Source organism: Paenibacillus amylolyticus (assembly GCF_003719335.1).
GTDB classification, from domain to species: Bacteria; Bacillota; Bacilli; order Paenibacillales; family Paenibacillaceae; genus Paenibacillus; species Paenibacillus amylolyticus_D.
The window spans coordinates 156,307-168,567 of sequence record NZ_RIAS01000011.1 but is presented as its reverse complement, the minus strand read 5'-3'; the positions used below and the strand labels follow the sequence as shown (position 1 = coordinate 168,567).

Genomic DNA, 12,261 nt, shown 5'->3' with positions numbered 1-12,261 from the left:
TAAATTCTGATTGGGGTGTCGTATGTCTATATTTAAGAAACAAGAATTGTATTGGGAGAGCCGATTCCAAGAAGATGATGTTCTTGTTCATTTGCCTTATTGCAAGATCAATTCCAAACACACATACGATATAAACCAACAAAATTACATTAATAAACCATTATCAGACGGAGTATCTACTAAAATCAAATCTATTTCAAGAAACATCCCAATGGCCATGTACACGATATTATTATCCGGAGTTCAGTGTCTTTTATATAAATACACCAATGAAACCCAAATAATTATGGGCATGAGAGCGATGGAAGAGAAGAACAGTGACCTGACGCTGTCAAATAAGGTTCTCCTCTTAAAAAATAATATCGATCATACGATGTCTTTCAAGTCTATATTTAATCAAATGAAGGTCAGTTTCAGTGAGGCTGTTCAACATCAACGAATCTCTTTCAGAAAAATGGTTGAACGTTTAAGCATTGAGTACGATTCGAATCACGTACCTATGATCCATACATTGGTTTCATTAGGGAAAGCTCAAACGGTTTCTGATGACAATAACGTAAGAGCAGCCACGATATTTCAGTTTGATCTGGATAACGAGACTATTCAATTAAAATTAACCTATGACGCAGAGCGTTATGATCGAGATTATATGGTTCAAGCTGCAGAGCATCTCGATCAATTGTTCGCTATTCTATTGAACCAACCCGATCTGGAGTTAAGTCGCGTCGAACTGTTGTCAGTTTCCGAAAGGAACAAACTGTTGTTCGATTTTAACGATACAAAAGTGGCTTATCCACAGCATAAGTTAATGCATCAATTATTTGAAGAACAGGTGGAGCGGACGCCGGATCACCCTGCAGTCGTATTTGAGAGCAGTGTATTAACCTACAAAGATTTAAATCAACAGTCCAATCAATTGGCTCGCACACTTCAAGCAAAGGGATTGCAGACAGGGCAATTCGTTGGAATCATGGCAGAACGATCGCTGGAAATGATTGTGGGATTATTGGGTGTTCTGAAAGCTGGGGGGGCATACGTTCCCATTGATCCAGAATATCCGGCAGATCGTATCCAGTTTATCCTTGAGGACTCAAATGCGGCTTGGTTGCTGCATCACAGTCACATCCAAATACCTGAATCATATGAGGGTACGTCTGTCTTTCTCGAAGATGATGCCCACTGCAGTAACAGTCATTTAAATCTGGAGTATTCGGCCAGTGATAGTGACCTAGCATATATGATCTACACGTCAGGGACAACGGGCAACCCCAAAGGTGTCATGATTGAACACGCCAGCATTGTGAATTCCTTGCAATGGAAATCGGACTTTTATCATTTTAGCGGAAACGACAGGGTGTTAATGCTGAATCCCTTTGTGTTTGATTCGTTCATTACTCACTTTTTTGGCCCGATTATCTCTGGATCAACCGTGTACGTATTGAACGGGCAGCAGTGTAAAGATGCGGTGGCCATCAATTCGATGATCAAAACACAGGCAATTACGCATATTCAAAGCCCGCCTAGTTTCTTGATGACTCTTTTGGAACAAGCGCAAGCTGCGGATTGGGCTTCGATGAAAAATGTAGTCGCAGCGGGAGAGAAAATTGTGCCTTCTTTAATACATCGATTGAAACATATCAATCCACGGATCGAAGTATGTAACGAGTATGGCCCGACTGAAAATAGTGTGGTATCTACTGTTCTTCCGATCAACTCGACGGAGCAATATATCTCGATTGGAAAGCCAATTGCGAACAATAGAGTCTACATTTTAAGTGAACACCGTGAATTGCAGCCTGTTGGAGTGCAGGGAGAATTATGTGTAGCGGGAGCGGGGATCGCCAGAGGTTACTTGAATCGCTCTGACCTGACGGCAGAGAAGTTTGTCGATGATCCGTTTGTAGCTGGAGCGAAGATGTACAAGACGGGTGACTTTGCAAGATGGCTGCCCGATGGAAATATTGAATATATCGGAAGAATGGACCATCAAGAGAAAATTCGTGGATACCGGATTGAACTTGGTGAAGTGGAGGGTGCCCTTTTAAATATAACCCGGATTCAAGAGGCTATCGTGATCGCTATTGAAGATGAAGCGGGAACAAAGCAATTATGTGGCTATTTCGTAGGAGCAGAAGCAATGACCATTGCGGAGCTACGGGAAGAGTTAGCTTGGCATTTGCCAAGCTACATGATTCCATCCTATTTTGTACAGCTGGATCAGATGCCGCTTACGTCCAATGGAAAGGTGGATCGCAAAGCACTGCCTTCTCCCAAAGAACATATGCTGAAGGGAATGCAATACGAAGCGCCGCGTACCATCATGGAACAACAGCTGGTATCTATCTGGGAAAGTGTGCTGGGGGTACAAAACATTGGACTCCGGGATAATTTTTTCGAGCTGGGCGGCGATTCGATTAAATCCATTCAAGTTTCGTCGAGGTTATATCAGGCCGGTTATCAGGTACAGATGGAACATCTGTTTAAGAACCCAACCATTGCAAGCCTGATTCCGCATGTTCAGCCCGTGAGCACAACATCAGAGCAGGGAACCGTTACGGGCAAAGTGTCACTGACGCCTATCCAACATTGGTTTTTTGAGCAGTACAAGGTGGATCCCCATCACTATAATCAGTCCATTATGCTATATCGGCAAGAAGGTTTTCACGAGACCCCCCTTCGCCACGTGTTCGATAAAATGATTGAGCATCATGATGCACTACGCATGGAGTATCATTACAAAGAACAAGGTTATGAGCCGTGGAATCAAGGGCTGGACTCACAAAAATCATTCTATACGTTTGAAATGATGGATTTCACGTCGTTAGCAGATCCATCTCATCAAATCGCGAAGAAAGCCAATGAACTGCAACGGTTGTTCAGCTTGGAGCGCGGCCCTTTGATGAGGTTGTGTTTATTTCGATGCGCAGACGGCGATCATCTATTGATTGTGATCCATCATTTGGTGATCGATGGGGTTTCATGGCGAATTCTGATTGAAGACATATCAAAGAGCTATGAACAATTCATGCTTGAAAAACCGATGCAGCTACCACAGAAAACGGCATCGTTTCAATTATGGGCGGAGCAGCTGCAGTTGTATGCGGACAGCGAAGTTATGAAACAGGAATTGGACTACTGGAGAGAAATGGAACAAGCCTCCTTTACGCCATTACCGACCGATTTCAGAACGAACGATGCCCTGGAAAAAGACAGCGAAGAACTAACGCTGGAATGGACGGCAGCGGAAACAGTACAGCTATTGAAACATGCAAATCGTGCGTATAATACGGAGATTGCCGATCTCTTGCTTACTGCATTAGGTATGTCGATTTATCAATGGACGGGCAGTGATCAAGTTCTTGTGAATCTAGAGGGACATGGCAGAGAATCTATTATTCCGGATCTTGATATTACACGAACGGTCGGATGGTTTACAAGCCAATATCCCGTTGTGCTTAACATGAAAGAACATTCCAATATATCTCTGCTTATTAGAACAAACAAAGAGGTCCTTCGCAATATCCCTAAAAAAGGGATTGGATACGGGATTTTAAGATATTTAAGTATACACCGGAAAGAGACTCCATTTACCTTGAATCCTGAAATTAGCTTCAACTATTTGGGACAATTCGATCAGGACCTTCAACATAGTGGGATGCAAATGTCACCTTATTCAGACGGAGCTACAGCAAGCGAGAATCATAGAAGAAATGTTCTTATTGATGTAAATGCTTTGATTATGGAAGGAAAGTTGTCATTGTCCTTGAAGTACAGCCGCACACAGTATCACAAAGAAACGATGGAACGAGTGGCGGCCTATTTCAAAAATCATATGCAACAATTAATAAAACACTGCTTGAGCAAAGAGAAGCCGGAATTGACACCAAGTGATCTATCTTTGAAAGGCATGACCATTGAAGAGTTGGAAGGTCTGGTTCGCGAAGCTGAACTCATGGGTGAAGTTGAAGACATATATGCGCTGTCTCCGATGCAAAATGGAATGTTATTTCATGATTTACTTCATTCGAATTCGGAAGCTTATGTGCTTCAAACGACGCTGGATCTTCATGGGTTGTTAGACGTGAAAGCATTTGCTAAAAGTTTGGATCAACTGATCGAGCGGAATTCGATTCTCAGAACGAATTTTCATAGCCGATGGAAACACGGTCCCCTACAAGTGGTTTACCGTCATAAACCAAATGGGATTCTATATGAAGATTTGCGAGAAATGAAGGAAGAAGATCGTGACGCATACGTGGCAGCTTATATTCGAAAAGATAAAAATAAAGGTTTTGATTTGTCCAAGGATGTGTTGATGCGGATATCGATTTTGCAGACGGATGATCAAACCTATCGTTTCATTTGGAATTATCATCATATTTTAATGGATGGCTGGTGTCTTTCTCTTGTGATCCAGGAGCTGTTCGATGGTTATTTTGCAATCCTGGAACGACGGCAAAGTGAACAACAAACAGCTGCGCCTTACAAACACTATATTGAATGGCTAGATAAACAGGATCGTAAAGCATCACTGAAATACTGGAGTGACTACTTGGAAGGCTATGAGGAGCAGACCGCTTTGCCAAAAGAGCATAACCTTCGAAAAAGCAGCGAATATCAATCCGAAAATCTAATTTGCCCACTAAGTCAGGAATTAACTGAACGCATCACACAGGTTGCAAGTCAGAATCAGGTAACGCTGAACACGCTGATGCAGACGGCTTGGGGAATGTTGCTGCAGAAATACAACAACAGTGCGGATGTCGTATTTGGGAGTGTGGTATCAGGCAGACCCGCAGGGATTGCTGGTGTTGAACGTATGATCGGCCTATTCATTAATACGATCCCTGTGCGAATTCAAACGCAAGGAAACGAAACATTCGCGGCGATGATGAAACGGATTCAGGAGCAAGCTGTCGCTTCGCATCCGCATGAAACGTATCCATTATACGAGATTCAAGCGGAAACCAAGCAAAAGCAAAATTTGATTGATCACATTCTCGTGTTTGAGAATTATCCGGTACAAGGCATTACTGAACAGTTTGGGGATCAAGAGCAGACAGTTCTTCGCATTACGAATGTAGAAGCAGATGAACAAACCAATTATGATTTTAACCTGATTATCAAACCGGGCAAAGAAATGAAATGTATGTTCTACTACAATGCCAATGTCTATGATCGCGCAAGCATAGAACGGATCCAAGGGCACTTGATTCAACTGTTAGAGCAGGTCGCCCTGAATCCATATGTCCCCATCGATGATATAGACCTGATGACAGCACAGGAGAAAGTGCAGATATTGGAATCTTTTAATGACACGAAGGCCACATACCCTATGGACAAAACGATTCATGGACTGTTTGAAGAACAGGTAGAACGAACTCCTGAACACGTCGCGGTTGTGTTCGAAGGTCAACAGCTTACCTATCATGAACTGAACAGAAAAGCCAATCAATTGGCAAGAGCACTGCATGCTAAAGGGATTCAACAAGATCAGTTAATTGGAATTATCGCTGAACGATCGTTAGACATGGTCGTGGGAATGCTTGCGATTTTGAAAGCTGGCGGTGCGTATGTACCGATTGATCCGGAATATCCAGAGGAACGTGTGAATTACATGCTTGAAGATTCGGATGTACATGTATTGTTGCTGCAGCGGCATGTACAGGAACGTATCTCTTTTACAGGAGAAAGCATCTGCCTCGACGATTTAGATGTTTACCATGAAGATGATTCCAACTTGGGAGTAAACGTGTACCGAACAGGGCTGGCCTACGTAATCTATACTTCGGGAACAACAGGGAGACCCAAAGGTACATGCATTGAACATAAAAATGTGGTTCGATTGTTATTTAACAGTCAAAATAGATTTGATTTTAAATCATCAGATACATGGACGCTGTTCCACTCTTTTTGCTTTGATTTCTCCGTATGGGAAATGTACGGTGCCTTGCTCTATGGAGGCAAACTGGTTATCGTCCCCCAAATGACAGCTAGAAGTCCGCAGCAATTTTTACAATTGTTAAGAGATGAGCAAGTAACCATTTTGAATCAAACGCCAACGTATTTCTACCATCTCCTTCAGGAGGAGTTAACAAGTCAAGAAGAAAGGCTGAATGTAAGAAAAGTGATTTTTGGAGGGGAAGCTCTCAATCCGGCTTTATTAAAAAACTGGAGAGAGAAATATCCATCTATTCAGTTAATCAATATGTATGGCATAACGGAAACCACCGTTCATGTGACCTATAAGGAAATTACTGAAATTGAGATACAGGCTGGAAAAAGCAACATTGGTAAACCGATCCCGACACTGCAGACCTATATATTGAACACGCATCAACAGCTGCAGCCGATTGGTGCTCCGGGAGAGTTATATGTCGCAGGAGAGGGACTGGCCAGGGGATATCTGAATCGCCCTGAGTTGACAGCAGAGAAATTCGTAGAACGTGCCTGGATCACTGAAGGAAAGATGTACCGAACTGGAGATGCAGCCAGATGGCTGGAAGATGGAAATATTGAATATTTGGGACGGATCGATCAGCAGGTGAAAATTCGGGGTTATCGAATTGAACTGGGAGAAGTGGAGACCGCTATTTTAAAAATAGAAACGATCCAAGAAGCGGTTGTAATCGCCCATGAACAGGAGGACGGATCCAAGCAATTATGTGCTTATTGGAAAGGTAGCAGTGCATTGTCAGCCAAGGAGATTAGATCAGCATTAGCTCATGAAATCCCGGATTACATGATCCCGTCTTATTTTGTTCATGTAGATCATATTCCGTTAACTTCCAATGGTAAGGTTGACCGGAAGGCATTACCTTTACCCCAAAAACATGTAGATCAGATAGCCGAATATGAGGCACCGCAGAGCCCAGTAGAACAAGCAATTATCTCCGCCTGGGAAGCCGTGCTTGGTGTTCAGAGAATCAGCAGATCAGATCATTTCTTTGAGCTCGGGGGAGATTCAATCAAATGTATTCAAGTGGCGTCACGATTGCTTCAGTCAGGCTATAAAGTGGAAATGAAGCATTTTTTCACCTATCCGGTCGTATCCCAATTAAGTGAACACGTCACCTCTGTGAACACTTCTTATGATCAAGGGGAAGTGACAGGGGAAGTCAGACTGACACCCGTTCAGCGCTGGTTCTTTGATCAAAACATGGTGGACGCACATCATTACAACCAGGAAATGATGTTCTTCCGCAAAGATGGGTTCGATATCGGCTTCATTCACAGCATCATGAACAAAATCGTCAAGCAGCATGATGCCCTTCGCATCGTTTATCGTCAAGTACCAGAGGGCGGATATCAAGCGTGGAACCGTGGAACTGAAGAAGAGGGATTATACAGTTTGCATATCTTCGATCTGAAGAATGAAACTGATCCGGCACCCTTGATTGAAATGAAAGCAAAAGAAATCCAGAGCAGCTTGGATCTGTCTCACGGTCCATTGATAAAACTCGGCTTGTTTCAATGCGCTGAAGGGGATCATTTGCTCTTTGCCATTCATCATCTGGTGATTGATGGGGTATCATGGCGTATTTTGTATGAAGATATTCAAACGGGGTATGATCAGTTCCTCAGAGGGGAAGAAATCTGCCTGCCTCCAAAAACGACGTCGTTTAAACAATGGGCAGAAGAGTTATCCGCCTTTGCTGTTCAGCCTGTGATGAAGCAGGAATATGCTTACTGGTGTTCTGTGGATCAAGTCGAGCGAACTCCGTTGCCTAAAGATATGGATTGTAAAGAAAGCATTGGAAAAGACAGCGAAACGATTACCTTGCATTGGACGGCAGAGGAAACGGAGCAGTTATTAAAACAGACCCATCGTGCGTACAATACGGAGATTAATGACATTTTGCTAACGGCTTTGGGAATGGCGGTTCATGATTGGACAGGCATGGATAAAGTGGTCGTGAACCTGGAAGGGCACGGCAGGGAGGATATTGTTCCAGAGCTGGATATTACACGTACCGTGGGATGGTTTACGAGCATGTATCCAGTCATGATTACGATGGAAACGGGAGCTGACATATCCAAAAGAATCAAGTCTGTCAAGGAAAGACTGCGCCAGGTCCCGAGTAAAGGGATCGGTTACGGGATCTTAAGGTACTTGTCAGCATGGATTGAAGAAGACCAATTAGAGCAAAATCCCGAAATCAGTTTTAATTATATGGGTCAAATAAACCAGGATTCGGACCAGGCTGGTATTCAATTTTCGACCTATTCCAGTGGACCTTCCGTTAGTGAAAATAACAAGAGACCGTTTGTGCTTAATATCAACAGTATCGTTGTAGAAGGGGAGTTGTCACTGTCCATCAATTATAGTCAGAAACAATATCAACGAGAAACGATGGAGCAGCTGGCCTATTCTTATAAGGAAAACCTTCGTAAAGTAATCGAGCATTGCATCACTAAAGAACAAAGGGAGCTTACCCCAAGTGATCTTTCACTTAAGGGATTGACGATAGAGCAATGGAATCAAATGGTTGAGTATACCCGAAGTATCGGTCAAATTGAGAATGTGTATCCACTTACCCCTTTGCAAAAGGAAATGCTGTACGAAAGTGAGCGGAATCCCGTTTCGGGTGCGTACTTTGTACAAATCTTGTTTGATATGGCCGGAGATTTGGATATTGCCTCTTTTGCACAAAGCCTGGATCAAATCATGCAAAAACATGCGATATTAAGAACTAATTTTTACACTGGAATGCTGGACATTCCCCTTCAAATTGTTTATCAAGAGAAGAAATTTGAATTTAAAGTTGAGGATATAACAGGCATAAGCGAATCGCAGCGTAAAACGTATATCGAGCAACACATCAAGCAGGATCAGGCTAGAGGATTCGACTTGCAAAAAGATTCGTTAATACGGATGTCTGTTATACGAACAGCCCCAGAAAATTATCATGTCATTTGGAGTTTTCATCATATTTTGATGGATGGCTGGTGTATGTCTCTGATCAGCAAAGAGATTTTCGAAAATTATTTTGCGATTCGGGAAAATCGAAAACCTGAAATGAGCCTGTTAACACCCTATAGTGAATTCATCGAATGGTTGGAGCAGCAGGACAATGAAGGAGCGATAACCTACTGGAGTCGGTACCTAGAAGGTTATGAGGGACAAACCAGATTACCTGGAGGGAAAACTAAACCGCAGCATGAAAGACAGGATTCCAGAACGCTAAACTGTCATTTGGATGAGGCACTGGTTCAGAGAATGAAACAAATCGCGGAGCAACAACAGGTGACGGTGCATACATTTATGCAAACCGCGTGGGGCGTATTACTGCAGCAATATAATGAAAGTAAAGATGTCGTATTTGGCAGTGTTGTATCGGGCAGACCACCAGTTATTCCTGGGATTGAAAGCATGATTGGACTATTTATTAATGCCATTCCTGTTCGTATTCGGGCTGAGGGCGAAGAATCCTTTATCACACTGATGAAAAGGACCCAAGTACAAGCTGTGGATTCACATGCGTATGATACGTACTCGTTATATGATATTCAAAATTTGACTAAGCAAAAACAAGCCTTGATTAGCCATGTGGTCGTGTATCAAAATTTTCCGGTACAGGATCGACTGGAGGATTTGGGCAAAATAGGTGAAATGCCGCTTGAAATCTCGAATGTTGGGGGAACGGAACACAATAGTTTCGATTTTACTTTAATTATTAAACCCCATGAGCAAATGAAAATCATATTAATGTACAATGCTAAGCTATATGACATCGCTACGGTTGAACAAATTCAAAAACACTTTGTTTCTATCATTCAACAAGTGGTGACGAACCCTGAGGTTCATATCGACGATCTTGACTTGATTACATCGGAAAGTTATTAATTTATGTAACAACCCAAACAACTGTTTTCAGTGATTAACAGCTGTTTGGGCTGTTCTTTCTGTTGATATGTTTACCGGGTTTTTAACAATGGCTTCCCTTCTGACCGATATATAATGAGTACGATTACATGCGAAGATAAGGAAGGAGAGATCACATGGATATCGCAGCAATGTCAATGGCAATGAGTCAAGCTTCGATGGCACAGGCGGCAAGTCTAAAAGTCATGTCGATGACCAAAGATATGGCAGAGCAGCAGGGTCAGCAGATGAACGAGTTGTTAAAGTCAACGCCGGCTCCCCACCCCAATCTGGGCAGAAGTCTGGATATTTCGGGTTAAGCTAGTTCCGACGGCATTTTAAGTTTATTATGCTTTACAAAACATGCAGCAAGCAAAACGCGAAGCAGCTTCAATTCATTGGAATTGAGCTGCTTCGTGTTTGTTTTGCGCTATTCAATTTTATTTCGTGTTTGTTAATATGCAAGTTTTCAGTATAGATATTATGATATTAGATTGATCTTGGTAAGTCCGGTGCAACGCTCTCAAAAGGTAGCGTATCCTTCAATGTCCATAGCTCATCATAACTGGAAATTTGCACATCTGCTCTGGACAGATTCTGATTGCCCGATCCCGGATTATGATAGCCGACGCAACGCATGCCTGCACTTTTGGCAGCTTGAACTCCGTTGCGTGAATCCTCAATAACGAGGCAGTTTACGGGTGAAATACCGATCCGTTCAGCAGCTGCGAGGAAAATATCCGGTGCAGGCTTACCATGTTCAACCTCTTCTCCAGTCATGCGAACTTCAAAGTATGACCCTAATCCCGTTTTCTCCATAATTAGATCAATAAGTGCCCGGGGGGATGAAGAGGCAACGGCAATAGGGATTTGCTGTTCATGCAACCATTGAATCCACCGTTCTACCCCAGGCAAAGCAACTAGTTCGGCATGAGCTAACATCTGTTCCATGACATGCTGCTGATGATACGCAAGAATCTCTTCCAGCGGCGCCTTAACCTGATATTTGTCGATGACTTGTTGCCACATGGATTCTAGCGTGACACCGACAAAAGAATGATGTTCTTCCACCGTCACAGCTGCCCCAAAATGATCAAATGAACTCCGTTCTATCTCAAAATAAATCGGCTCACTATCAATGAGAACGCCATCCATATCAAAGATGACCCCTTGAATTGAAACGTGACGATGTTCATCCTCTATTTGATTCCTGTCCGGATGTCCAGCCACCTGATCTGCTGTCATGCTGCATTCCTCCTCTGAATGAAGTCCCATATGTTTTAGTGTAACCGCTTTTTGTTCAGCATTCCAGCAAGCTGCGAAAAACGAATTAATTGGATTGCAGCACAACCTTGATGGCGTGAGATGAGGCCTGTAGGGTGCGTCCCTGTATATCACATCCAAGTGTGCGGAACGCTTCTTCATAATCTTCCAGCGGAAAGGAATGGGTTATAATTTTTTTGGCAGGAATTATCTGTTGTTCGATCATATAATGTGCGGTGGCAAACGTTCCAAGGGAGTCAATAGAGCCGATAATTTTCAGGCTGCGATCCACAACTTCCTTCGGGTTAAAGGACGTATTCCCATCCCGTAAGCCAACCAGCATCAAATAGCCGCCACTGGCGAGCTGTGACAGTACTTGAGTGCCTACAACACCAGTGGTATCCACAATCATATCGACTTGTCCGGTTGCAGGGGCAATGTCTGCGATCGCTTGCTCAAAGGAAGCATGAACTTGCCAGCGGTCTGGTGCAATGGAGCCTGCGATCGCTAAACGTTCTTCCGAGATGTCGACAAGACTTCCTGTTACGCCTTTGGAAGCGAGTGCGTAGCTGTACAGGATGCCAATGGGTCCGGCACCAAGAATAATCGTTCTGAAATTCGGCAACAAATGAATCTGGTTAATGCCTGTCAGCATGCAGCTTAGTGGCTCGGTTAATGTTGCTTCTTCATAGCTTACATGATCTTTTAATTTGTATAAAAAGCGATCTTCTGTGACGTAATAATCTGTGAACGTACCGTCTGCACTTACTCCCGTTTCCGTCACGGATTTGTGAGTACAGTGGTTCTGTCTGCCTGTTCTGCACATCTCGCATTGACCGCAGTAATACGTAGGATCGATTACGACACGATCTCCTGGTTGCAGTGTCGTGACGGCGGAGCCGACAGCAATCACTTCACCTGCGGATTCATGTCCAAGAATGACGGAAGGAATCGCATGATATTTTCCGCTAACAATGCCTAAATCTGTTCCGCAGACCCCGGTTGCCCGTATACGTACAAGCACCTGATTATCTCTGGTAATTTCGGGAACAGGTCGTTCCTCAAGAGCGACATCCCATGCGGATTTATATACTAATGCAAGCATGATAGAACCTCCTTAAATTTTTAGAAAC

Annotated in this window: 4 protein-coding genes; 2 read left to right on the top strand and 2 right to left on the bottom strand. The window is 43.3% G+C overall.

The window, feature by feature from the left end:
- Positions 1 to 22: 22 nt before the first annotated feature.
- Complete coding sequence (locus EC604_RS19670) at positions 23 to 9,847, top strand: non-ribosomal peptide synthetase (protein ID WP_123065784.1); 9,825 nt, start codon at positions 23 to 25, stop codon at positions 9,845 to 9,847.
- A 155-nt stretch (positions 9,848 to 10,002) separates the two neighbouring features.
- Positions 10,003 to 10,185, top strand: coding sequence for a YjfB family protein (locus EC604_RS19665; RefSeq protein WP_123065783.1), 183 nt, complete (start codon positions 10,003 to 10,005; stop codon positions 10,183 to 10,185).
- 169 nt (positions 10,186 to 10,354) lie between these two features.
- On the opposite strand, the gene EC604_RS19660 is transcribed toward EC604_RS19665, so the two are convergent.
- Together EC604_RS19660 and EC604_RS19655 are read right to left on the bottom strand one after the other, a co-directional pair.
- Entirely contained in the window at positions 10,355 to 11,110 is a 756-nt protein-coding gene (locus tag EC604_RS19660) for an HAD family hydrolase (RefSeq protein ID WP_123065782.1), read from the bottom strand.
- Between the two features lie 85 nt (positions 11,111 to 11,195).
- Positions 11,196 to 12,233 (bottom strand): zinc-dependent alcohol dehydrogenase, encoded by a 1,038-nt coding sequence (locus EC604_RS19655; protein WP_123065781.1) that lies wholly within the window; start codon positions 12,231 to 12,233, stop codon positions 11,196 to 11,198.
- Positions 12,234 to 12,261: the final 28 nt, after the last annotated feature.